This window comes from Bacillus sp. NPDC060175 (assembly GCF_042728695.1).
In the GTDB taxonomy this organism is placed as follows: domain Bacteria; phylum Bacillota; class Bacilli; order Bacillales; family Bacillaceae_G; genus Bacillus_A.
Window position 1 is genome coordinate 1 of sequence record NZ_JBHWYR010000031.1, and the last position, 23012, is coordinate 23012.

The 23012-nt window shown below is 34.8% G+C and carries 22 protein-coding genes and 1 pseudogene; 10 read left to right on the plus strand and 13 right to left on the minus strand.

Annotated features, from left to right (window positions below):
- On the plus strand, window positions 1-189 hold a 189-nt coding region (locus tag ACFWDE_RS16320; protein WP_377893339.1), incomplete at its 5' end, for a helix-turn-helix domain-containing protein.
- A 439-nt stretch (window positions 190-628) separates the two neighbouring features.
- Window positions 629-916: a YolD-like family protein gene (locus tag ACFWDE_RS16325; RefSeq protein WP_377893341.1), complete on the plus strand. Its 288-nt coding sequence runs from the start codon at window positions 629-631 to the stop codon at window positions 914-916.
- A 116-nt stretch (window positions 917-1032) separates the two neighbouring features.
- On the opposite strand, the gene ACFWDE_RS16330 is transcribed toward ACFWDE_RS16325, so the two are convergent.
- From ACFWDE_RS16330 to ACFWDE_RS16340, 3 genes are all read right to left on the minus strand, one after another.
- The gene (locus tag ACFWDE_RS16330) at window positions 1033-2982 is read right to left on the minus strand and encodes an ABC transporter permease (protein ID WP_377893342.1); all 1950 of its coding nucleotides are present in this window, start codon (window positions 2980-2982) and stop codon (window positions 1033-1035) included.
- Window positions 2969-3739, minus strand: a complete 771-nt coding sequence (locus ACFWDE_RS16335) for an ABC transporter ATP-binding protein (RefSeq protein WP_377893344.1) — start codon at window positions 3737-3739, stop codon at window positions 2969-2971. Before ACFWDE_RS16335 ends, ACFWDE_RS16330 begins: the two co-directional genes overlap by 14 nt.
- Window positions 3740-4057: 318 nt before the next feature.
- Entirely contained in the window at window positions 4058-4564 is a 507-nt protein-coding gene (locus ACFWDE_RS16340) for an RrF2 family transcriptional regulator (protein WP_016095911.1), read from the minus strand.
- Window positions 4565-4764: 200 nt separating this feature from the next.
- On the opposite strand from ACFWDE_RS16340, the gene ACFWDE_RS16345 reads away from it, so the two are divergent.
- Entirely contained in the window at window positions 4765-5406 is a 642-nt protein-coding gene (locus ACFWDE_RS16345; protein WP_377893345.1) for an FMN-dependent NADH-azoreductase, read from the plus strand.
- Between the two features lie 17 nt (window positions 5407-5423).
- Window positions 5424-5576 (plus strand): annotated as a pseudogene (locus ACFWDE_RS16350) (GyrI-like domain-containing protein); the annotation flags it as partial.
- A gap of 211 nt (window positions 5577-5787) precedes the next feature.
- Here ACFWDE_RS16350 and ACFWDE_RS16355 read toward each other — a convergent pair.
- The 5 genes from ACFWDE_RS16355 to ACFWDE_RS16375 form a co-directional block, all read right to left on the minus strand.
- On the minus strand, window positions 5788-7362 hold the full coding sequence (locus ACFWDE_RS16355) for a permease (RefSeq protein ID WP_377893347.1): 1575 nt from the start codon (window positions 7360-7362) through the stop codon (window positions 5788-5790).
- Window positions 7352-8068, minus strand: a complete 717-nt coding sequence (locus tag ACFWDE_RS16360; protein WP_264539359.1) for an ABC transporter ATP-binding protein — start codon at window positions 8066-8068, stop codon at window positions 7352-7354. Before ACFWDE_RS16360 ends, ACFWDE_RS16355 begins: the two co-directional genes overlap by 11 nt.
- 166 nt (window positions 8069-8234) lie before the next feature.
- Complete coding sequence (locus tag ACFWDE_RS16365) at window positions 8235-8870, minus strand: SdpI family protein (protein WP_377893349.1); 636 nt, start codon at window positions 8868-8870, stop codon at window positions 8235-8237.
- A gap of 133 nt (window positions 8871-9003) precedes the next feature.
- Window positions 9004-9639, minus strand: a complete 636-nt coding sequence (locus tag ACFWDE_RS16370; protein WP_377893351.1) for an SdpI family protein — start codon at window positions 9637-9639, stop codon at window positions 9004-9006.
- Window positions 9636-9908 (minus strand): autorepressor SdpR family transcription factor, encoded by a 273-nt coding sequence (locus ACFWDE_RS16375; RefSeq protein WP_002089211.1) that lies wholly within the window; start codon window positions 9906-9908, stop codon window positions 9636-9638. Before ACFWDE_RS16375 ends, ACFWDE_RS16370 begins: the two co-directional genes overlap by 4 nt.
- A gap of 209 nt (window positions 9909-10117) precedes the next feature.
- On the opposite strand from ACFWDE_RS16375, the gene ACFWDE_RS16380 reads away from it, so the two are divergent.
- The 6 genes from ACFWDE_RS16380 (at window position 10118) to ACFWDE_RS16405 (ending at window position 18696) form a co-directional block, all read left to right on the plus strand.
- A complete protein-coding gene (locus ACFWDE_RS16380) occupies window positions 10118-10813 on the plus strand; it encodes a response regulator transcription factor (RefSeq protein WP_377893353.1) in 696 nt (231 codons plus the stop codon).
- Between the two features lie 2 nt (window positions 10814-10815).
- Entirely contained in the window at window positions 10816-11838 is a 1023-nt protein-coding gene (locus tag ACFWDE_RS16385) for a sensor histidine kinase (RefSeq protein WP_377893355.1), read from the plus strand.
- Between the two features lie 94 nt (window positions 11839-11932).
- Window positions 11933-13906: an FtsX-like permease family protein gene (locus ACFWDE_RS16390; protein WP_377893357.1), complete on the plus strand. Its 1974-nt coding sequence runs from the start codon at window positions 11933-11935 to the stop codon at window positions 13904-13906.
- Between the two features lie 89 nt (window positions 13907-13995).
- Window positions 13996-15951, plus strand: coding sequence for an FtsX-like permease family protein (locus ACFWDE_RS16395; protein ID WP_377893358.1), 1956 nt, complete (start codon window positions 13996-13998; stop codon window positions 15949-15951).
- Window positions 15952-15970: 19 nt separating this feature from the next.
- Window positions 15971-16723: an ABC transporter ATP-binding protein gene (locus ACFWDE_RS16400; RefSeq protein ID WP_002145171.1), complete on the plus strand. Its 753-nt coding sequence runs from the start codon at window positions 15971-15973 to the stop codon at window positions 16721-16723.
- Entirely contained in the window at window positions 16720-18696 is a 1977-nt protein-coding gene (locus ACFWDE_RS16405; RefSeq protein WP_377893361.1) for an ABC transporter permease, read from the plus strand. Before ACFWDE_RS16400 ends, ACFWDE_RS16405 begins: the two co-directional genes overlap by 4 nt.
- Before the next feature lie 53 nt (window positions 18697-18749).
- Here ACFWDE_RS16405 and ACFWDE_RS16410 read toward each other — a convergent pair whose 3' ends face one another.
- From ACFWDE_RS16410 to dagF, 5 genes are all read right to left on the minus strand, one after another.
- On the minus strand, window positions 18750-18965 hold the full coding sequence (locus ACFWDE_RS16410; protein ID WP_002145169.1) for a YjcZ family sporulation protein: 216 nt from the start codon (window positions 18963-18965) through the stop codon (window positions 18750-18752).
- A gap of 166 nt (window positions 18966-19131) precedes the next feature.
- Window positions 19132-20457 carry a gluconate permease GntP gene (gntP, locus tag ACFWDE_RS16415; protein ID WP_377893363.1) on the minus strand — a complete coding sequence of 442 codons (1326 nt, stop codon included), beginning with the start codon at window positions 20455-20457 and terminating at the stop codon, window positions 19132-19134.
- A 65-nt stretch (window positions 20458-20522) separates the two neighbouring features.
- Entirely contained in the window at window positions 20523-21248 is a 726-nt protein-coding gene (locus ACFWDE_RS16420; RefSeq protein WP_264539366.1) for a GntR family transcriptional regulator, read from the minus strand.
- A complete protein-coding gene (locus ACFWDE_RS16425) occupies window positions 21248-22264 on the minus strand; it encodes a sugar kinase (protein WP_377893365.1) in 1017 nt (338 codons plus the stop codon). The genes ACFWDE_RS16420 and ACFWDE_RS16425 overlap by 1 nt, the downstream gene beginning before the upstream one ends.
- Entirely contained in the window at window positions 22257-23012 is a 756-nt protein-coding gene (dagF, locus tag ACFWDE_RS16430) for a 2-dehydro-3-deoxy-phosphogluconate aldolase (protein ID WP_377893366.1), read from the minus strand. The genes ACFWDE_RS16425 and dagF overlap by 8 nt, the downstream gene beginning before the upstream one ends.

The following is a 23012-nucleotide window of genomic DNA, read 5'->3' on the forward strand; positions in this document are numbered from 1 at the left end:
CCTTTAAGTGAGTACGTTCAAAGAGAACGAGTAGAGGAAGCAAAAAAATTATTAACATTAACGACATATCCATTATCAGATATTTGTACCTGGCTTAATTTCAATGATCAAAGTTATTTCACAAGGGTCTTCAAAAAAATCACTAGTATGACTCCTAGACAATATCGTGAAAATCATACCTTAATATAACAACACCTTCTTAACATGAGGTGAGATAGATGGAATACTAGCTCACCTTCATCCATTCAATTAGTAATACCATCACGATTTATTTCTTCTTAATTTAATAAACATGTACCTCGATTTTATACTCTTCTAATATCTCCATACCTTTATTCTCCTTCAACCAAATTGATTTCAATAAATTTTTAACCACATTCAAAAAAGTACAAAAATGACAAATAAATTACTATAAATAAGTTAATGAATTTGGTAATTTTTTAGTACTAAGCAAATTAGTCTTTCAACTAATCCATAATTTCTTCGCTATATACATGTGAAAGCTAAAATAGGATGTTTATACAATGTGGCACTTGAATTATTGATAATAGCTACTTCCATAGTGATTAACTAATAACTTCCTAAGTCAGAAAGATATAGAAAACATATTGTTAGGAGAATAGAAAGCATGAGTAGTACAAATAAATCAAAATCGATGCAACTGACTATTATGTCTAAACAACCTGCTGACCGCTCTCTATCACCATACGATGATAGAGAGCGAATTGAAGATCATCTATTACGCTCATACATTTCAGAAAAAGAAATATTGATTACTTATTATAAAGATGATTATTTTCCTACAAGTTGTATGACTGTAATTGAAATAAATCCTTTGAAGCGTTCTGTAATATGCATAGATACCTTTGACCGTAAACATACTTTTAACTTTATTGACATAATAGATGTACGTTAATTCTGTCCTCCTCTTAGTAGTACTAATATTGCAAAATAAAAAATAGCCATCCACCTCATAAAAAATCAGGTAAATGGCTATTTTTCTAATTTCTATTCTCTTACAGCTACCGTCTATTACTTCGCGCTCACAATCTTATAATAAGAGCGAACTGTTAAGAAGTAATATCCGATATAAATGACACCGTATACCCCGATACTAATTAGGAGCGGAATCATAATTTCAAATGGTAATATGTTCCCTAAACCTTTTAATGCAAACAAGCTGTGTAAAATTCCGATTACTAACGGAATCGCAAAGATAAAGCTTACTTGTTTTGCGATAGCTTTTTTCATTTCCTGTTTCGTTACCCCGACTTTACGAAGTACAACATAACGCTCACGATCAGCATTTGCTTCTGTTAATTGCTTGAAGTAAATGATAGAACCTGTTGCTAGTAAGAATACAAGTCCTAAGAACATTCCGATGAACATCATGAGTCCAGTTCCTTCAAGCCCCATTTGGAAACCAGTGTAGAAATCTCTAAATGATGGTACCATTTCTGATTCACCAGCTGGCATCAATTTTGTTAATTTTTCTGTTAATACTTTACTGTTTCTTTCATCTTTTACATCAATATTTTTTACAACACGTGTTCCAAATGCTTGCTTCGCTTGTTCATATGTTTCATCTGAAACGACAACAACTAGTTCACCTAGGTTCGTAATTGCATTATCATTTGCGCCTTGAATCGCTAATTTCTTCGTTTCATTTCCAATTTGGAATACCGCTTTATTTCCTTTATATTGAGGGCTAAACTCATGCCCTTCCATATAAGAACTATCATATATAAATGCTTCACCAGCAGCTACATTCACTGTTTCTGCATCGATTTTTTTAGCAAGTTTATTAAATTCAGATTGAGACATAAATTGATATTTCTCTGAGATACTGTAGTTCATATTAAGGATGAAATCAACTTTATCTCCTTCAAACTTTCCTTTTACAGGAACCATCTCAACTTCAAATTGATCTTTTACAGGATGATTCTCTTCCTCTTCAGCAAAAATCGCATTTACTTTCTTATCTAGTTCTGCATCTTTTTTCTCATAAGAATAGCTGTATGGCGCGAATGCTTTTGATTGTGTAAATGTGTTGTAATACATCGTAACTGACGTACCAACTGCTGTTAATGTTACCGCACTTAAAATAGAAATTGTTGCAAGTGACTTTGCATTCCCTTTAATACGATATAGTAGCTGTGATGTCGTTATCATATTCATACCGTTATAAAACGATGATTTATTATTTCTTGCACGTTTTAATACGAATACTGTAAAGAACATAAATAGTAAGTACGTACCTAATACTGTCGCAAGTAAAATATAAAGTGCAACTGCCATAAAGTCTGCATACTTAACTGCCTTCATGAACATTAATGCTAAGAAATAACCTGAACCGATTAAGAAAATTGAAATTAACGCCATAATTACAGATCCTTTTGGCATTGCTTCTCCTTCGCGTTCTGCGCGGAAAAGTTCAATTAGCTTGAATCGATAAATTAAACGATATCCTTGAAGTGATGTATACAATATAATCACAAAGAAAATAATTGCTGTATCAACAATTGCAGCCATCGGTACTTCAAAATGAACATTTAAATTTAATCCCATCATACTTACTAGTAGTTCAAGGAATAGTTTTGAAAGAACGCTACCAATCGCAATTCCGATAATTAAAGACATTAATCCCATTAACATATTTTCATAAAAGAGCATTTTACCGATCTGTCTTTTTCGAATACCTAGTAACGAATATAGCCCAACTTCTTTTTTACGCTTCCGTGTAAAGAAACCGTTCGAATATATAATGAACACCGCTACGAAGATGATTAGCATGACACTTGAAACTTGAAACGCACCGCTAATTTTTTTAGAACCTTCCGCAGCTTTTTCCATTTGTGAATTATATTGTAGTGCTTTAAATGTAAAGTAAATTACAATACTAAAAATCATAGATGCAAAATATACAAAATAGTCTTTAAAGTTCCGCTGTATGTTGCGGAGGGCAATGCTAGATAAGGTCATCAGCCATACCTCCAGAAATGGAAGACATTACGTCAACGACTTTTTGGAAGAATTGTTTACGTGTTAATTCACCGCGGTGCAATTCTTTATATAACTCACCATCTTTAATGAAAATAACTCGTTTACAGTAACTTGCCGCGAATGCATCGTGCGTTACCATTAAAATTGTTGAGTTATCATATTCATTTAACGACTTCATACTTTCTAATAAATCTGTCGCTGATTTAGAATCAAGCGCTCCAGTCGGCTCGTCTCCAAATATCATACTAGGACTTGTAACGATCGCACGCGATGCTGCGCAGCGCTGCTTCTGCCCACCAGATACTTGATATGGGAACTGACTTAAAATATGATCAATACCGAATTTCTTTGAGATTTCAAGAACACGGCGATCAATTTCACTCGCTTTCACCTTTGATAACGCAAGAGGTAACGCAATATTTTCTTTTACCGTTAATGTATCTAATAAGTTATAATCTTGGAAGATGAAACCTAAATGATCACGGCGGAACAACGCCAGCTTATCATCATTCATCTTCACGATATCTTTTCCATCAATTAAAATTTCACCGTCCGTTGCATTATCAATTGTGGAAAGAACATTTAAAAGAGTCGTCTTACCAGAACCAGAAGGTCCCATAATTCCAACGAACTCTCCCTCTTTTACTTGTAAATTAATACCTTTTAAAGCTACAAATTTATTCCCACCTGTGTCATACACTTTTTCAATATTTTTCGCTTCTAACACTGTTTTCATCTCGACATCCCTCATTTCTTCTATTCTCTATTTTCACTATATACACTCTCTACTCTTGCCACTATCGATGTTTCTTACACAAACATGACAGTTATGTAAGAAGGCATATAAGCAGAGAAATCAAAATTTAACCCAATGAGCTAAAGTACTTTGTTACTATAACATTGGGATATCATACCATCCATTCATTCTCCTTACAGGAACATTACAATTTTGTAAGGTGAAAAAATATCATCGTTTCAAAGGTATTTAGAAGAATTAAGAGACAAAATTTCAAGGCGCATAGCAAAAAAGCCCTAACTAACTCGTCAATATCGGTTAGTTAGAGCCTTCTTTTGTAAAGTATTCTCTAGTATCTGTTCTTAGCTTTTCTGGTAAAACAATATCAAGTTCTTTATCTAACCACGCAAGGGTCTTTTTACGAAGAAACTCCCGCATATGCTCTTCCGCCTCAAGCATTACTAAATTAATTGTGCAAGAAGAATTGCTCGATTCACAAGAATTACAGGTCTTGTCTCGATATAGTAGACCGTTCTGCACAATATTTTTGCATTGAAAAATTGGTTTTGGTCCTTCGACAGCCTCTATTACATCCCAAAAAGAAATATCTTCTGGAGATTTAGCTAATCTATAACCTCCCTTTACCCCAGGGACAGAGCTTACAATACCAGCCTTAGATAATTTACCGAAAACTTTTGAAAGAAACGTTTCCGAAAGTCCTTGGAACTCTGCTAAGTCTTTTATTCCAACGCTTTCTTTTGAAGGAGCAGTAACTAAATAAACTAAACAATGTAAAGCATATTCAACCCCAACACTATATTGCATATATACTCACCTGCTTCTAATTTTAAGGGTTATCAAATTGTATCTTAGGAGTATTTCAAGTTTTAGTCAAATAAAACAAGTCTCGCGTGTACTACATTTGACAAAAATAATTATAATGATTATATTAAAGACTAACTTAATCGACGATCAAGTTAGTCTTTAATTAAAAATAAACAAATTGTTTTTAGGGGGAAATATAAATGACTAAAACACTTATCATAAATGCGCATCCAAAAATAGATGATACATCATCAGTTAGCATACAAGTTTTCAATCACTTTTTAGAATCATATAAAGAAGTAATTTCTAACAGTGAAGTAGTTGAACAAATTAATCTATACAGTGACGTAGTCCCTATGATAGATCAAACAGTTTTAAGTGCATGGGACAAACAACGAAATGAAATAGAATTAACTAACGAAGAGAAAAAAGTAACGGAGCGAATGGGTGAAATTTTACAGCAGTTTAAAAGTGCCAATACGTATATTATCGTATTACCTTTGCACAATTTTAATATTCCATCAAAATTAAAAGATTATATGGACAATATCATGATTGCACGTGAAACATTTAAATATACTGAAACTGGATCAGTTGGATTACTTAACGATGGAAGAAGAATGCTTGTCATACAAGCAAGCGGATCAATCTATACAGATGATGATTGGTATACAGAAGTTGATTATTCTCATAAATATTTGAAATCAATGTTTAACTTCCTTGGTATTGAAGATTTTCAAATCATTCGAGCACAAGGAACTGCTTTACTAGATCAAAATGAAGTATTACAAAAAGCATATAAAGAAGTTGAAGAGGCAGCTTCAAGATTGGCTACTAAATAAAAAAACTTCTTTATGCATTACAAAATGTATGGGGACGCATTTATTCCGAATGGTTTCCTTCTTCAAACTATGAATTAGCAGAAGGACCAGAAATTTTATGGAATGAAAGTAAAGACGTATCCTCGCCGAATTTCAGAAGCGAGATATGGGTACCTATTTTGAAAAAGTAATATAAGGGTCTAAACTGTTTCAAAATAAGAAGCTGCTCTTCCTCTTTACAGGAAAAGCAGCTTTTTATCCCGCTATTTGCGGGCTGTAAGACTCCCACCTCAAAATTCAGCAAATGCGAGGAAGTTAGGTGGGAGATAACTGCCCGTTAATGCCCGATTGGTGAGGGCTGATAATCAGTGGGGGATGTACACCCCCCCACTGATTAAAGTTTCACTTTATACTTCTTCTCGACTCGTTCTTATACAAGAAAATAGTAATAATCGTAAGTACTATAACAACTACAAAAGTAAACACTCTGTAATTCGAGATCGTAGCAGTACCGATTAACAAGGCAGGTATAACAGCCGTAATTAAGCCACCAAACATACCGACAAACGATCCTATACTTTGTTTTACTATTTGAGTTTCTGATACCCAATCATAATAACCAAATCGATTATTAATAAAAATCCCCCATACTGCCGAAAAGAATGAATATGCTATCGGTGTTATTACGATTAAAAGAGAACTCCAAACATCTAGTTTTAACCCTATTATCAGTAATACGGCACTGATAAGTGATGCAGGTATACTTAATGAAAGATTCATAAGAATTTTACTGTCATAAATCATCTTTGGCGCTATAGGCAACGACTTAATAATCCATACATTTTTTCCTTCTAATGACAATGACACACATGTTGTACACGTCATCGAAATCGCTGCTGCAATAGCAAATGGCGCAACCTTCTGCAACAACGGCTCAATTCCAGGATACGCTATTAATTGACTTGGTCCTACTACAACTATAGCTAGGGCAAAAGCTAGCGCCATCACAACTCCCATTCCACTATTTATGACATACACTGTAGAAGAAAAGAAACGTTTCAGTTCTTTTTTATATAACGCGACCAATACACTTTCTTTTCTCATACTATTAATCTCATAATTTGAAAGCATATGATAAGTGGTAATCTCTGTATTTATTTGCTTATATTTTAACGAAAGTATTTTTACAAAAAGATAATACCAAATAACCGATATCCCAACGAATAGGACGAAAGCTACAATATCAGCATTAACAATTGCTTTTTGAAACATGTTAGCTAATGGATACACTTTAGTTAGTTTCTCTGAAACAATTGCACCAATCCCATTCATATCATTAAGGCTATATTGAGCATTTCCGTTTTTTAGCATAAAGAAGCCGAATGTAATAATTACTATAAAACTTAAAACCGTAGTTATTTTATTCGTATTTTTAAATTTAGAAGCGATTGCCGTAATCATAGCTCCAAAGATCGCTGCGATTGTTGTTGGAATTAGAGATGCTATAAACATACCGATGAACCACATAAAGTAAAAAGAAACTGATGGATTCTCATGTATGCCATAAACAACTCCCATTGGTAGCATGATTATGATTGAAAAGATTGTATTCAGCAAATATAAATACAAAAACCTACTTGTAATAACAGTACTTACACGAATCGGTAATGACATTAAAAGATCGTAGTCCTTAAAAGCAAAAATTTCTCCATTTGCCTTAAATATAGTGAAAAACAACGTCAATACACTGCTAATAACTAGTGCATAAACTGGAATAATTTCACTTATTCCCAAGCTCACCAACCCATATGCTGAGGCTCCGCAATATAACATTAACATGACACCAACTAAGGCAATAGATGCTGACAGTAAAATCTTATTCTGCTTCTTTTTCTTATCTTTTTCGTATTTAAAAGTATTTAAACCGAGCTGCGTTATCAACCGGATTTTTAAAAGCTCTAGACTATTAGTATTCATTAGCAAGCTCCTTCATAAAGAGCTCTTCCAATGAGCCTTCCTTTATTAAAGAATTCACTTCCCCTGAAAGTGCTAATTTCCCTCTATTAATCATCGCTATTTTATTACATAACTTCTCCGCCACATCTAAAACATGAGTAGAAAAGAAAATCGCACTTCCCTTTTCACAAAGCTCCTTCATAATACCTTTCAATACTACAGCAGCCTTTGGATCAAGACCAACGAAAGGTTCATCTAAAACTAATAATTTCGGTTTATGCAAAACCGCTGATATAATCGCCACTTTTTGTTTCATACCATGTGAATAAGAAGATATTAAATCACCTAGGTACGGTGTAATCTCAAAAGCATCTCCATACTTTTGTATCTCCTTTTCCCGATCTTTTGCAGACACCTTAAAAACATCCGCAACAAAGTTTAAATATTGAATTCCTGTTAATTGCTCATATAAATCTGGATTATCAGGAATATACGCCATTACTCTCTTACATGCAATCGGATCCTTTTTTACTGAATGTCCATCAACAAAAATTTCGCCCTCTTCAAAATCTATAACTCCTACTAACGACTTAATTGTTGTACTTTTCCCCGCACCGTTATGTCCAATAAATCCAAAGATATCTCCTGCTTGAACAGTAATATTTAAATGATCTACTGCTTTCTTGCCACCTTTGTATGTCTTGCTAAAATTTATAATTTCTAACATGTGATTTCCCCCAAACTATCTTTGGTTAAAAAACGAAATATTCAGACTGTAAAGCCTTTAATTTTACTCAGCAAGTTTTTTATTATCCTCACTGAGTATTAGAACCTGTTAACACATAAAAACTATAAATATAAAATTTGATTAGTGTAGTTCAATCTCTTATTGCTCACAATTGCATTTCTTTTTTATATAAAACGTAAGAATATAAATTCGTTATGAGAACAGCAACTACTATAATCCCAAGCATCATATAAGATCTCCAATCAGCTGGAGCGAAAACGCTTATAATCATAATAAGTCCTAAAGCCACAAATACTTTTCCGCTAAATCGATGTGTTTTCCGCCATACTTCTTCATTACTTAACGTCCAAGGATTACGCATCCCAACGAAAAAGTTAGGCTTACACTGCGGTAAATAATTACCCATCACTAAAAATAAAACACCAACTAATAATTCTGGAATTCGATTAATGAATAAATTATATCCTAGTCCACTTGTAATAATATCTATATTTCCTACAAATAGTAGCAGGAGTATCCCGTTATTCATCATCATAAAAGCTTTAGCAAATTTCTCGTAATTTGCTTTCCTTGGATCAATCTTTGGTATCACATTTAGAAATACATATAATGCAATCATAATTCCAACCATAGAAATCATTCCGTAAAGTTTAGAAGAATAGCCATCTACCTTACCACCACTCCAATGTGTCGCGATTGTATCCGGCAAATGAGGCCAAGCAAACGCCCAAGCTAAACAAGTTGTAACAATTAATATAATTGCAAAAAGATGTTTTTTCACCTTTCCTGCACTCCCCTGTTTTTAATTCACTCATTCTATACTATTTCTTTTTATAAATAACATATGAATTTATTGTTGGTATGAAGGTACATATTCACATCACTCCAGCCAACACAAATTCTATATTATTCTATTAAGACCCTATCTCTTTCTTATAAGCCACATAAGAATATCCCATCGTTAATCCTACCGCCCCAATAATAATTCCAACCATTAAGAAAGCTTTCCATGCTGCAGGTGCAAAAACACTTAAAATCATAATAACTCCTAGTACAACAAACACCTTTCCGCTAAAACGATGCGTCTTTCTCCACACTTCTTCGTTACTTAACGTCCACGGTGTTTTTATACCTACGAAGTAGTTTGGCTTACATTGTGGTAAATAGTTGCCGATGACTATAAATAACAGACCAACAAGAATATATGGTGTACTATTCATCGGAATGTCATAACCTAATCCTACCCCAATCACGAGCATGTTTACTAAAAACAATACTACTAATACGCTATAATTCATTATCGTATAACTTCTAGAAAACTTATCGTAGTTCTTTTTCTTAGGATCAATTTTAGGAGTAATTGTTAATAAAACATAGGTGAAAATCATAATCCCAAGTAGCAACAGCATTGCATTAAATTTGGAAGCAAAGCCATTCACACCTTCAGTCCCCCAATGAATTGCCATCGTGTCAGGCAAATTCGGCCAAGCATATGCCCAAGCTAAACCAGTTATAAGAATCAATATAATTGCAAAAAGATGCTTCCTCATTTCCCCTCTTCCCCCTTATTCGTAAACGTAAACACCCAAGTCAATAAATCCTGAAATACAGTTGTGTTCAAAGAATACATAACGAATTGCCCTCTTTTTTCATCTTGGATAAGTTCAGCATTTTTAAGCGCATTTAGGTGATGAGAAATACTTGGCTTTGTCATATTGAACTGTTCAGCAATTTCGCCAGCAGTTAAATCGCCTTCTTTTAATAAATCTAAAATTTTTCGCCTTGTTGGGTCTGCTAATGCTTTGAATGCTTGGTTCAATGTCTTTCTTCCTTTCGATAATTAGACATTTAGATATTTATCTAAATGTTAAAATGATTTCAGTTAATTGTCAATTATATATACGGCCCTTTTTACTTTTTCCACTTTTGACCTATACTGTTTACTAGCTTATATTTCAACATAATGAAAAGACGTGAAACACATGGTACACTATAGCTACAATTGTTTTTTTGAGGAGGAATATACATATGTATAAAATTTTAATCGTTGAAGACGATCCAAATATTTCATCATTACTGCAATCTCACATTCAAAAATACGGCTATGATGCTGTTGTTGCAGAGAACTTCGATGATATTATGGAATCGTTTAATGCCGTGAAACCACATCTTGTTTTACTTGATGTAAACTTACCGAAATTTGATGGATTCTACTGGTGCCGTCAAATTCGTCATGAATCTACTTGTCCGATTATTTTCATTTCAGCACGTGCTGGTGAAATGGAGCAAATTATGGCGATTGAAAGCGGTGCGGACGATTATATTACGAAACCGTTCCACTATGACGTTGTAATGGCAAAAATTAAAGGGCAATTACGCCGTATTTACGGTGATTATGCACCAAATATTTCTGAGCGTATCGTTGAGATTGAAGGACTAAAACTATTCCCTGAGCGTCCAGAAATTCATTTTGGAGCTGAGCAAGTTCTTTTAACGAAGAAAGAAGCTATTTTAGCAGAAATGTTATTATCTAAATTCCCTCGTACAGCGAGTCGTGAAGATTTACTAGCCGCTCTTTGGGACGACGAAAGCTTCGTTGAGGAAAATACATTAAACGTAAACATCACGCGTCTTCGTAAAAAGTTCAATGAGCTTGGTATTGAAAATGCTATTGAAACAGTACGTGGACTTGGGTATCGTTTTAACGCAACTTGGAGTGAATAAGCATGAAGCTATTTTTACGTGATCATTTTGCATTTTTCCTACTATATGTATTAAACTTCGGAATCATTTTCGTTCTTTATGATGCAGTAGACGGATTTCAAAATAATAAGTTTTACTTCATCGTTTTAAGCTTATACTTATTCATCTGTTTCCTCGCTTATCGTTACGTTCGTAACCGTAGAATGTACCACAGATTAAGTGAACCACCAGAGAAAATGGAAGATGCATTTATTGAAAGAGCGACTGCTCCTATGCCCCACGGTGTAAATGAGCTCGTTCGTACGCAATATCGTCTATTCCAAAAAGACCTACAAGCATTTGAAGTAAAACAACAAGAACACCAATTATTTATTAACCACTGGGTACATCAAATGAAAACGCCAGTTTCTATTATGCAACTTATGGTGCTTGAAATGGAAGATGAACATTTAATCCCGCAATTTAAAAAAGAGTTAGAGCGACTAAATCAAGGACTTGATATGGCTTTATACATGGCAAGATTAAACAACTTCCATGAAGACTTCCATGTTGAGACGGTTTCATTAAAAGATGCTGTAACAAAAAATATTAACGGATTAAAAGAACTATTCATTCGAAACGGGGTCTTCCCTGTTTTAGAAGTTCATTCAGATTTAAAAGTTGCTTCTGATGCGAAATGGCTAAAGTTCATCATTTATCAGTTGATGACAAATGCTGTTCGTTATTCTGGTGAACGCGGAAAGAAGGTTTTCTTATCAGCTTATCGAAATGGAAAAGATATCATTTTGGAAGTTCGTGATGAGGGCGTTGGTATTCCGCAAGAAGATGTTCGAAGAGTATTTGAACCGTTTTACACTGGAAAAAATGGTCGTACATTCGGAGAATCTACTGGTATGGGACTTTATATCGTAAGTAAAATTTGTGATTATTTAGGTCATTCTGTAAAACTGGACTCTGAAGTTGGTAAAGGAACGACGATTAAAATCATCTTCCACAACGCTGCAAACAATCAAGCAGAAAATACGGAGAAGGTGGCCGAAGCATGATCGTAACATATGCTAGCAAAATGTATGAGAATTTACTCTCATACATTTTTTGCAATAAGACTACATATTACCCTTGTAACGGGAGGTATGTATTATGACATTTTGGCAATTTGCATTTAAAAACATAACGCGCAACTCGAGAGCTTATTTTGCCTATTTTTTAAGCAGTGCCTTTTCCATTGCTGTTTTCTTTTCGTTTGCCGTTTATTTATTCCATCCGAAATTACAAAACTTCACTATGATCTCTGAAGTTTCAGGATTAATGATATTTTCAGAAGTAGTAATTGTATTCTTCTCTTTCTTCTTTTTACTATATTCTATCGGTACCTTTTTAAAAGTTCGAAAAAAACAATTCGGGGTTTTAACCGTTTTAGGAATATCGAGAAAACAATTACACCGTCTCGTTTTCATAGAAAATATGTTAATCGGTATTTTATCCATCTTTTTCGGCATGCAATTTGGACTCGTTTTTTCACAATTTTTCTTATTAGTGACCGCGAAAATTGCGCACGTACCAGGGATATATTTGTACTGGTGGCCTACTAACGCTATCCTTTTAACGACAATTGTTTTTCTTAGTCTTTTTATCGTTGTATCTGCATTTACACCAATGCTCATTCGAACAAAAAAATCGGTACATCTTTTAAAAGCAAATGGCGGGAATCAAAAAGAACGAAAGCCCTCCATACTGATTTCTCTATTTGGCGCTATATGTTTATTAGGTGGCTACGCTTTAGCTGGTAACCCCACATATTTCATATCATTAAACCCGCAAATAGGGATGATCTATATGATTTCGAGTATTTTTGTCATTCCGGTACTCGTTTCAATTGGAACATATTTCTTCTTTTCACAAATTAGTTTCTTGCTCATTCATCTTTTGAAAAAGAGACGAAAGTTTTATATGAAGCGTATTAATATGCTTTGGATTTCAGACTTGGCTAGCCGCATTCGATCAAATATTAATATGCTTTTCATTGTAGCGATGTTATCTACGCTTGCTTTTACGATGATCACATTTTTATATAGCTTCGGGAAATTTGCAAAACTTGATGTTGAACGAAATTCATCATTCGCATTTTCTTATTTCTCATATGATGAGAACCCGTTTACTTCCCAGCACTTAAATTGGCTGGAAGAGCAATTAAAAGATGGGAAATTTTCTTATAAAAAAACAAAAGTAGATTTATATGATACACCTGTAAAAGCGGAAAGCGGTACGGAAATTTATTATGGCACATACGCCATAAAACAAAGTGACTATAATAAACTTGCTACGTCCGTACAATTAAAACAACTATTTATAAATGATAATGAAACATATATATTATCTGGAGCCGCATATTTCCCATTGTTTAGTGCATTCGATCAAAATTACACTAAAACACATATTACACTCGCTAGCACAAATTATAAGCTACAAGTAAAAGGATTCGAAATAAATAATCCGCTCCCTGCTTCTTTCGCGTATGAAACGTTAGTATTATCTGATGCTGTCGTTAACAATTTACCAAATAACACAAAACATATAACAGCCTATAATTACAACGTAGAGAACTGGGAAAATACATATGCAATTGCTGATGAGTTTGTAAAACGAGTTGATAAAGACCGTGCGAGTGTTGAGCACGAAGGAGTACTAGTTCGTGTTTTCGAAGCGGGCAATTCCCTATACAGAATCAAATCTGGAAGTGCTTCCTACTTCCTCATTGGGACATTCCTTGGGATTATTTTCTTTATTGGTGCTGGCAGTGTACTATACTTCCGTATGTATACAGATTTAACAACCGAACAAGAAAAGTATGTAACGATTACAAAGATTGGCTTAACAGAATCAGAAATGAAGCGTTCAGCGACCATTCAACTTGGAATCTTATTTTTTGTTCCGTACATTATGGCTTCCATTCATACGATGTTTGCGACAAAGATGCTACAAGATGTTATAAATTTATCGTTGTTTGCTGAAATTACGGTTGTACTTGTGATTTTTGGAACGGTTGAGATTATCTTTTTCCTATTAATTCGTTCACTTTATATGCAAAAGCTATCGCAACATATTAAATTTTAAATAATAAAAAGGTGAGCTTTATGAAAAGAGTATGAGGGAACCTCTCCCCGTACTCCTTTCACGTTAACTCTATTAGGAGGTCCAGGTGAATGACATTTTGGCAGTTTGCATTTAAAAACGTAACACGGAACGCCAGAGCTTATTTCGCCTATTTTGTAAGCAGTTCGTTTTCTATCGCCATCTTTTTCTCATTTGCAGTTTACTTATTCCATCCTAAATTGCATATGACAGACGTTAATTTTTTTCTAAACATATTAATGACAATTTCAGAAGTTGTCATTGCGTTTTTTTCATTTTTCTTTTTACTATATTCGATTGGTACGTTTTTAAAAGTACGAAAAAAACAGTTTGGAATTTTAACAGTACTTGGCATCTCTCAACAACAATTAAAAAGGCTCGTCTTTTTAGAAAATATGTTAATTGGTACTCTTTCTATATTTTTTGGCATTCAACTCGGACTTGTCTTTTCACAGTTCTTTTTATTAGTTACCGCCAAAATTACACATGTACCTGGTTTATATTTATATTGGCCGACAGCCGCTATTATTTTAACAACGGTAATCTTTCTCGGACTTTTTATTCTCGTATCGTCCTTTACTCCGATGCTAATCCGTACGAGAAAAGCTGTACGACTTTTAAAAGAAGGAAAACAGCAAAAAGAAAGAAAAGCATCCGTGCTTATTTCTTTATTTGGTGCGCTATGTTTAATATCCGGATACGTATTAGCAGCAAATCCGCTATATTTTATGTCGCTAGGTGACATCATTGGGCCTTTATATATCATCTCTAGTATACTTGTCATTCCGTCTCTCATTGCAGCCGGAACATACTTCTTCTTCTCACAAATTAGCTTCTTGCTCATTCGTATATTGAAAACACGAAGAAAGTTTTATATGAAACGGATTAATATGCTTTGGGTTTCTGATTTAGCAACTCGTATTCGAACGAATATTAACATGCTCTTTATTGTAGCGATGCTATCGACGCTCGCTTTTACAATGATTATATTTTTATATGGATTCGGGAAATTTACAAAGTTTGATGAAATTAGGCAAAACCCTTTCCCGTTTACTTATTTATCACATACTGAAAATACGTTAGCTGATGAGCATTTAAACTGGTTAGAGCAAAAATTTAATGAAGAACACTTTACTTATAAAAAATATAAAACGGATATATATGAAGTATCTTCAGCTGAAGATAACACGCAGCTCTATTATGCCATTAAACAAAGTGACTATAATATACTGGCTAAGGCGTTAAATTGGGAAACTCTCACAGTGAATAAAGACGAGTCTTATATATTAATTAAAGATTTAGATGCTCAAGTCATTGGAACGCTTCATAATAAGGAAAAGAAAAACACTCTTACACTTACTCAAAACTCTTTACAATTGCAGGTGAAAGACTATACAAGTTATAGCCCGTTCCCAATTGGCTTAGTACCTCAATTAATCGTACTATCTGATGAACATGTAGAAGCCTTATCAACCATTTCAAAACAAATGAGTGTATATAGCTTTAAAGTTCTAGATTGGGAAAAGGCACATAATATTGGCTCATCATTTATAACTAAAATTAACAACGACAATGCAACGATTCAAGCAGAGCATCCACCATTCCATGCAAGTGAAGCGAGTAACTCACTATATGAAACGAAACTAAATGTATCTTCCTTTTTCTTAATCGGAACTTTCCTTGGCGTTATTTTCTTTATCGGTGCTGGCAGTGTTCTTTACTTCCGAATGTATACAGATTTAACAAATGAGCAAGAAAAGTATATAACGATTACGAAAATCGGCTTAACAGAAGCCGAGATGAAGCGTTCAGCGACAATTCAGCTTGCTATTTTATTCTTCGTCCCTTACATTATGGCATCCATCCATACGATGTTTGCGACAAAGATGCTACAAGATGTATTAAATCTCTCGTTCTTCGCTGAAATTACAGTCGTGCTTATGATTTTTGGAACGGTTGAAATTCTCTTTTTCCTTTTAATTCGTTCCTTTTATATGCAAAAATTATCACAACATATTAAGTTTTAAAAATAGAAAGGTGATTATTATGGAAGAGGTATTACACATAAAAAACGTCTCAAAAGTGTATGAAGGAAAAGTCCCTCATACTGCTTTAAAAAATATAAATTTACACGTAGATAAAGGTGAATTCGTTGCGATTATGGGACCATCCGGAAGTGGGAAATCCACATTTTTAAACGTTATTTCGACTATCGATTCACCTACTTCTGGAGAAGTCGTTATTAACGGAAAACAACCGCATACATTCCGTAGAGAAAAGTTAGCTATTTTCCGCCGCCAAGAGTTAGGTTTTGTTTTCCAGAACTTTAACTTATTAGATACACTAACAATTGGTGAAAATATCGTATTACCTTTAACGCTAGACAATGTTCCTTTAAAAGAAATGGACGAAAAACTCGATAACATTTCAAAGAAGCTTGGAATTGATCATATTTTGGACAAACGTATTTTTGAAGTTTCTGGAGGACAAGCACAGCGTACTGCAGTAGCACGTGCCGTTATTCATCATCCGTCACTTTTACTCGCGGATGAACCAACAGGGAACTTAGATTCTAAAGCAGCAATTGATGTAATGGAGTTATTTACGAAGTTAAATAAAGAGGAAGATGCCACAATTTTAATGGTTACGCACGATCCGTTTGCAGCAAGTTATTGTAACCGCGTCATCTTCATTAAAGATGGTGGACTTTACAATGAACTGCACCGCGGACTATATCGCGAGAAGTTTTATCAAGAAATATTAGATGTTTTAGCATTATTAGGAGGAAGACGTGGATGACGTTTTGGCAATTTGCATTTAAAAATGTCACGCGTAATTCTAAAGCATATTTCGCTTATTTTGTAAGCAGTGCGTTTTCCATTATGGTTTTCTTTTCATTTACTGTATATGCATATCACCCGCGTTTACAAAATGTACAAAGCTTTCAAGAACGGGATCCTCTAATGAATTTAGCGAGTACAGCACAGTTTGTTATCGTTCTGTTCTCGTTCTTCTTTCTCTTATATTCAATCGGAACATTTTTAAATGTACGAAAGCAACAATTCGGGATACTCACTATTCTTGGTATCTCACAGAAACAGTTAAAAAGACTTTTATTTACTGAAAACATGATAATCGGGATGTTATCTATCTTTATCGGTATTCAAGGTGGCCTTGTGTTCTCTAACTTTTTCTTATTAGTTACTTCGAAATTAACAAGTGCTAAAGGCCTTTATTTATATTGGCCAACAGAAGCGATTATCGTTACAACCGTTACCTTTATCATTTTATTTTTAATCGTTTCTACGTTTACGCCGATGTTTATTCGCACTCGTAAAACAGCCCATCTCATTAAAGGTAACAAAAAAGTGACAGCCGAAAAAAGGCCATCTATACCCATCTCTTTATTCGCTTTAATTTGTTTAGGGCTATGCTATTATATTGCCGGTTACCCACAAGGCTACGTAACAGAAAAAAATGTACAAAATGGATCTGTCTTCTTTATTATGTTATCTATTTTACCGCTCGTAGTAGTTGGGACATATTTATTCTTTTCACAAACCTTTCTTCTCTTTATCTATATTTTAAAGAAGCGCAGAAAGTTTTATTTGAAACAAATAAATATGTTATGGATTTCAGATTTAGTTGCTCGTACCCGTAGTAATATTAATGTACTCTTTATCGTTTCTATGCTATCTGCACTTGCATTTACGATTATTATCGGACTATTTGCTGCAAATAACCACACGAAAACATCGATATTAGAACGATATCCAATCCCCTTCACATATACATCAGAAGGTGATAATACATTTGAACAAAAGCATATTACTACTATTGAAACTGAACTTACAAATGCTAATTTTCAATCTAACAAATATAAGTTTACCGTTTTAAAAGATACGGCTTTAAAAGAGGAAATTGCCATTATGAAAATGAGTGATTATAACGCGATAGCTAAACAATTAAACAGGCCAGAAATCAGCCTTAATTCTGTACAAGTTTATAGTATTTCTCGTTATTCGCCAGAGTTGGTAAATCTCGTCTCAAACCCATTTGCGAAACAAGACACGATTACACTTGGCTCAAATAAAAAGGAATTTCATATTAAAGGTTTTATCAATAAAGGAATCGAACCAACCTTTGCATTACCTCATTTAATCGTGATGCAAGATAATGTCATCGAAAATATGATTCCTCATATTGAAACAATTACAGTTTATAACTATTTCGTGGAAAATTGGGAAGATGCAATTGTCCCAACAAAAAATATATTAAAAAGCTTAGATCATGATGCAGAAAACTTGTATGAAGCACATAAGGATGAAGAAAATTTCATCAAGCCATTTCATATTCATACAGCTACTGATGAACTCATTAATAGTAAAGAAAATGCGGTCGCTCAATTCTTTATTTGGGCATTTCTCGGCTTTATTTTCTTTATTGGAGCCGCTAGCGTTTTATATTTCCGTATGTATAATGACTTAACGAGCGAGAAACAAAAGTATATTACAATTACCAAACTTGGATTAACTGAATCAGAAATGTTTCGTTCTGCAACGATTCAATTAGGAATTTTATTTTTCGTTCCTTATATCGTTGCTGGCATTCATACAGTATTTGCGATTCAGTTTTTACAAAGCATGTTTGCTTTCTCCTTACTAAAAGAGTTATTAATCGTACTCACTTTGTTCGGGATCATCGAGATTATTTTCTTCCTCTTAATCCGTTCTCTTTACATCAATAAATTATCACAGCATATTAGAACATGAATAAAATGGCCTTGTGCGTATTGCACAAGGCCATTTTCAATAGTTTTTAATAATTAGCAGTATCCACCATAGCCGCCGCCATATCCACCATAACCGCCGTAACCACAACCACCGCCGCCGCCTCCGCCGAAGCAGCTAGCACCGATAATGATTAATAAAATAAACAATACGATTAGAAGCGCAAAACCGCCTCCGCAGCCACGTCTGCGATCGAAATCATCACATCTGCGGTCGCAATCATCATGTCTGTGTTCACACTTTTCGCCCATTATTCTATTCCTCCTTTAGTATCATTCATAACAAGTTCTTCTTGTTCTAAATGAGGGGATTCCATTTATATTATGTTTTCAGGGCGAATCGGAAGCTTGGCTTTCCTAAAAACGGGCTTGTTTCGTGAAAAGGGCTACAAAAAAAAGATACCTGTTAAGGTATCTTCTAAAGAAACATATTTAATAAAAGAGCAAAGCCGAATGCAATAAATGATAATAATGTCTCAAGTACAGTCCACGTTTTAAACGTTTCCTTCACTGTTAATCCTAAATACTCTTTTACAAGCCAAAATCCTGCATCATTTACATGAGAAAACATTAATGATCCTGCCCCTGTTGCAATAACGAGCAATTCTAGATTTACGCCAGACATATGCTGAATGACTGGTGATACAATTCCTGCTGCTGTCGTTAATGCTACTGTAGCTGATCCTGTTGCAATTCGAATTAATCCAGCTACCATGAAAGCTAATACAATTGGTGATAATGAAATATGCTCTGCCATTTGAGCGATTGCTGTTCCGACACCGCTTTCAATTAATATTTGTTTAAATCCACCACCTGCACCGATAATTAAAATAATTGAACCGACCGGTAATAAACTTTCATCTGTTAATTTTTTAATCATCTTTTTATCAATACCTTGTCGTATACCTAATAAATAAAACGCTGCGAAACATGAAATAAGTAAAGCAATCACTGGGCTTCCGATAAAGATTGAAAATTCCGTCATTTTTTCCGGTAATGAAATATATGGTGCGACTACTGATAAAATCATTAAGACTACTGGTAATAAAATGATAAAAAATGAAGCTTTACGACTTGGTAAATCGGTAGATACTGTTGTAACACGAACAAGTTCTGGTTCATTTTCAGGTATAACTCGCTTATGTACCCACTTTGCAAATACCGGTCCTGCGATAATTGCTGTTGGTAACGCGATAATTAATGAATACAATAGTACCTTCCCTAAATTCGCATTATAAATACCGATTGCTGTCATCGCACCTGGATGCGGCGGCACTAGCCCATGTACTATGGATAATCCCGCAATAACAGGCAAAGCAATTAATAATATATTTTGCTTCGTTGTTTTTCGAATAGAAATAACGAGTGGTAATAAGATGACGATCCCTACTTCAAAAAACACTGGAATCCCGATTACAAATCCAGCAAATAACATTGCCCAAGGTAATTTTTTCACCCCGAAGAATCGAATGAAGAAATCTGCTACTTGCATGCCAGCCCCTGAATCAGACATCATTTTACCCAAAATCGTACCGAGAGCTAAAATACCGACTAAATGCCCTAGTACACTTCCAACACCAGTTTCATAGGCAGTAACAATTTTGGTCAAGTTCAATCCAGACATAATAGCTAAAAACAAACTAGCAACTGTTAAACTAATAAATGCATGCCACTTCCACCACGATACTCCTAAAATAACAATTGCGATTGCAATTAACGTGACGATTAATAAGTATATATCCATATCCCATTCCCCTTCGATATGAAAAATTTTTACAAAAAAAGAGAGAATTAGTCCCTCTTCACTTTTTACACATCATAATTAACTACATAATGCTGCATTTCCGTATTGTAGTAGCCTTCACTATATTCAATTACTTCACCTAATTCATCGTAAGAATAACGCATACGTTTTAATAATGCTGTCTCTTCTTTTTCCCCTAACGCTTCCGCAACGAAACTAGGTGCAGCCCCAACAGCAAATTCATCTCTGAAATTTTCTAAATGTATACCTTGTTCCTCGACTAGATCGTAAAGCGATTGTAAATCAAAGTCCGATAAGTCTGTACTTGCCATGCGCGCTGAAAAATAGTGCGTATAATGAATGTACGGGGCATCATTTAAAGAGTATAGACGCTCGATTCTGAAACTCTCTTTTCCAAATAAACGAAATGGCACTGTCCCTTCTTCATTATGAACTACTTCTGCCTTTAGCAATTTCTTTTGTACTTTATAGCCTTCTTCCACTAACACTTCTGTAAATTTTTTACCTTTTGAAAGTTTTGTCGCAGAAGTATTACGAATGACTTTCGTTCCTTTACCACTTTTCTTTTCTAAATATCCTTCTTGAGCGAGTTCTTTAATTGCGTTTCGCACTGTAATTTTACTCACTTTGAACTCTTCCTCTAATTGTGGTTCAGAAGGAATATTCGTATGAATCGCATATACACCATGCAATATTCGATCGCGAATAATATTTTTTATTTGTAAATATAATGGTCCTTTTTTTCTCGTTACGTTCACTGTTACACCCACTACCTTTCTACATCACCTACTGATGCCGTCATTGCCCGAAGTATATCCTTCTCTGATGACATTGGCGTATCACCGACGATTGTATGTGCAAGCATTCCAGCTGCTGACGCAAATGAAACAGCTTTCTCTGGTGCAAACTCTTCTATCTCGCCATGAATAATTCCGCTCGTATAAGCATCTCCAGCACCTATTCTATCATACACAGAAAACGTAAGTGTTTTTGCAAAAGTGAACGCTCCATTTTTACATATGAATCCGCGAAGTGAGTGTGTATTATCACTATTAATAGAGCGATGTGTACCAGCAATTGTAGTGATATGATACGTTTCAGCGACCTTTGGAATGAGATCCATCAGTTGTGCCTTTCGCTCCGTCCCTTCTGTTTTCATTCCTAGAATAAACATTGCATCTTTTTCATTCATCATTACAATATCAGCTAGCCCAAGCATCTCTTCATAATGCGGCTTCGCCTGTTCATATCCATCTTCTCCCCAAAGCGATGGACGATAGTTGCAATCAAAAACGACAGTGCCTCCATTTTCTTTAATTGCTTTCGCTAAAGATTTCATATGATGGCGAACAGTATCATTCATCGCAAGTGTAATACCGCAAAAATGAACGATATCAATTTCTTTTGCGATTTCTTCAAATTGGTACATCTCTTCAGATGCCGTATTGAAACTACTTTCTAGTCGATTCGAATATGTAACTCGGCTTGCACGTGCTCCAAATCCATTTTCTAAAAAGTACATGCCGACATATTTACCGCCTCTTGAAATAAACGGTGCCTGAATGCCTAATTTTTGAATATGCGCTACCGCAGCATCTCCAACTGAGTTTTCCGGTAAAGTTGAAATAAGAAATCCTTCGTGCCCTAGATGAGAAAGTGCTGCTGCAACGTTCACACCTGTACCAGAAAATGAGTAATTTAGTGTGTTAGCTTGCGACAACAATTCATATCCTGGCACTTGCAGGCGCATCATTACTTCACCGAACGCTGCAATTTTCTTACGCATATTGATCAACTAACTTCTTCACTACTGCTAATAATTCGCGTACATCTTCTACTTTCGTATTGCCAGTTTCTTTATCAATAATAGAAGAGTATACGTGCGGGATAACTTGCTCTACGTTTGCTTCTAACGCAATACGTACAATTGTTTCAAAGTTTTCTTTATCAATTCCACCTGTTGGCTCTAATGCAAATCCTTCTTCCGCACATGCTTTCGCAACTGCGCGATATTCTTCTTCATGAGCCAAGCCTTTCATCGGGAAGTATTTTAATGAATTTCCGCCCATATCACGTACAAGTGCGATTGCTGTTTTAATTGGAACGATTGCTTTTTCTTCCCCAGCTGCACTAATTGGACCAGTAGAAATATTTACGTAGCCTACTTTTCCTGTTGGCGATACTAAACTATTAATCCAGCTATCTTTTCCATCTAGATTTGCGCGCGTTGCTCCAACTGAAGGGAACACTTGGTTAATGTGACTACCAGGATAATGCTTCGCAATTTCAGCTACAACTGCTGCTTGGCGATTATCTCCTGCTCCTAGTCCGATTGATACAGCATCATCAATTTCTTTTCCGTATGCTTTCATCGCAGTTACTGCTTCTTCTACTGTCGGATAATCTTTTGATAAAACGCCGACTACTACATAACCTTCTGCTGCTTCAAAAATATCTTTCGCATTTCGGATATTGTTCGCTAATACATTTAATGCTACGCGCCCCTTATAAAAACGTTTTTGAATGTTTGTCAT

What these genes read in the sequence shown, in the direction of transcription:
- ACFWDE_RS16325 (WP_377893341.1), top strand. Translation starts at nt 629, where the DNA reads ATGAGTAGTACAAATAAATCAAAATCGATGCAACTGACTATTATGTCT.
- ACFWDE_RS16330 (WP_377893342.1), bottom strand. Translation starts at nt 2,982, where the DNA reads ATGACCTTATCTAGCATTGCCCTCCGCAACATACAGCGGAACTTTAAA.
- ACFWDE_RS16335 (WP_377893344.1), bottom strand. Translation starts at nt 3,739, where the DNA reads ATGAAAACAGTGTTAGAAGCGAAAAATATTGAAAAAGTGTATGACACA.
- ACFWDE_RS16340 (WP_016095911.1), bottom strand. Translation starts at nt 4,564, where the DNA reads ATGCAATATAGTGTTGGGGTTGAATATGCTTTACATTGTTTAGTTTAT.
- ACFWDE_RS16345 (WP_377893345.1), top strand. Translation starts at nt 4,765, where the DNA reads ATGACTAAAACACTTATCATAAATGCGCATCCAAAAATAGATGATACA.
- ACFWDE_RS16355 (WP_377893347.1), bottom strand. Translation starts at nt 7,362, where the DNA reads ATGAATACTAATAGTCTAGAGCTTTTAAAAATCCGGTTGATAACGCAG.
- ACFWDE_RS16360 (WP_264539359.1), bottom strand. Translation starts at nt 8,068, where the DNA reads ATGTTAGAAATTATAAATTTTAGCAAGACATACAAAGGTGGCAAGAAA.
- ACFWDE_RS16370 (WP_377893351.1), bottom strand. Translation starts at nt 9,639, where the DNA reads ATGAGGAAGCATCTTTTTGCAATTATATTGATTCTTATAACTGGTTTA.
- ACFWDE_RS16380 (WP_377893353.1), top strand. Translation starts at nt 10,118, where the DNA reads ATGTATAAAATTTTAATCGTTGAAGACGATCCAAATATTTCATCATTA.
- ACFWDE_RS16385 (WP_377893355.1), top strand. Translation starts at nt 10,816, where the DNA reads ATGAAGCTATTTTTACGTGATCATTTTGCATTTTTCCTACTATATGTA.
- ACFWDE_RS16390 (WP_377893357.1), top strand. Translation starts at nt 11,933, where the DNA reads ATGACATTTTGGCAATTTGCATTTAAAAACATAACGCGCAACTCGAGA.
- ACFWDE_RS16395 (WP_377893358.1), top strand. Translation starts at nt 13,996, where the DNA reads ATGACATTTTGGCAGTTTGCATTTAAAAACGTAACACGGAACGCCAGA.
- ACFWDE_RS16400 (WP_002145171.1), top strand. Translation starts at nt 15,971, where the DNA reads ATGGAAGAGGTATTACACATAAAAAACGTCTCAAAAGTGTATGAAGGA.
- ACFWDE_RS16405 (WP_377893361.1), top strand. Translation starts at nt 16,720, where the DNA reads ATGACGTTTTGGCAATTTGCATTTAAAAATGTCACGCGTAATTCTAAA.
- ACFWDE_RS16410 (WP_002145169.1), bottom strand. Translation starts at nt 18,965, where the DNA reads ATGGGCGAAAAGTGTGAACACAGACATGATGATTGCGACCGCAGATGT.
- gntP (WP_377893363.1), bottom strand. Translation starts at nt 20,457, where the DNA reads ATGGATATATACTTATTAATCGTCACGTTAATTGCAATCGCAATTGTT.
- ACFWDE_RS16425 (WP_377893365.1), bottom strand. Translation starts at nt 22,264, where the DNA reads ATGCGTAAGAAAATTGCAGCGTTCGGTGAAGTAATGATGCGCCTGCAA.
- dagF (WP_377893366.1), bottom strand. Translation starts at nt 23,012, where the DNA reads ATGACAAACATTCAAAAACGTTTTTATAAGGGGCGCGTAGCATTAAAT.